Origin of the sequence: Blautia sp. MB18-30, from assembly GCF_023669475.1 — a bacterium.
Classification (GTDB): domain Bacteria; phylum Bacillota; class Clostridia; order Lachnospirales; family Lachnospiraceae; genus Blautia_A; species Blautia_A fusiformis.
Map to the genome: position 1 here is coordinate 1 of NZ_JAMOYY010000101.1, position 619 is coordinate 619.

The 619-nt window shown below is 42.8% G+C and carries 1 protein-coding gene; it reads right to left on the minus strand.

The window, feature by feature from the left end; translation table 11 throughout:
- Positions 1–58 precede the first annotated feature (58 nt).
- Positions 59–619: RNA-guided endonuclease InsQ/TnpB family protein (locus tag NCY57_RS16715; RefSeq protein ID WP_250789881.1), on the minus strand; the 561-nt coding region annotated here is incomplete at its 5' end.

Below are 619 nucleotides of genomic sequence, written 5' to 3' on the forward strand. Positions count from 1 at the left end.
CGTGTCCCGCGGTTTTGTTTTTTATGTTTATCCGGTTACGGATTTTTTTCTTGTGCCGTCAGGCACATTCTTTATAGATTCTTTTTCCTTCTTCACGGATGTTGACTGCTGCATTCACATCCCGGTCCATCCTGTTTCCACATTCACAAACATACATTCTATCCGACAATGCCAGTTCCTTTTTCTTATGTCCGCATAGACTGCAGATCTTGCTGGATGCAAAATAACGGTCTACTTTTATAAGATGTTTTCCACATTCTTCCAGCTTGTATCCCAGCATGAACAGAAACTGCCCGTACCCGTTATCCTGCACACCTTTCCCAAGGTGCAGCCCTCCGGACATTCCCTTCAGATTCAGATCTTCCACACATACTGCATCATATCTTTCCGCAAGCTCCCTGCTGAGCTTATGCTGGAAATCTTTTCTCTGGTTCTTTATCTTTTCATGACATAAAGCTACCCTTTTTTTCTGTTTCTGATAGTTCCGGCTTTCTTTTTCACAGTGGGAGAGCTTTCTCTGTTCTCTTGCAAGTTTTTTCTCTGCTTTTCTGTAAAACATAGGGTACCCGGCTCTTTCTCCTGTAGAAAATACACACATTCCCTGCATGGCAAAATCGAT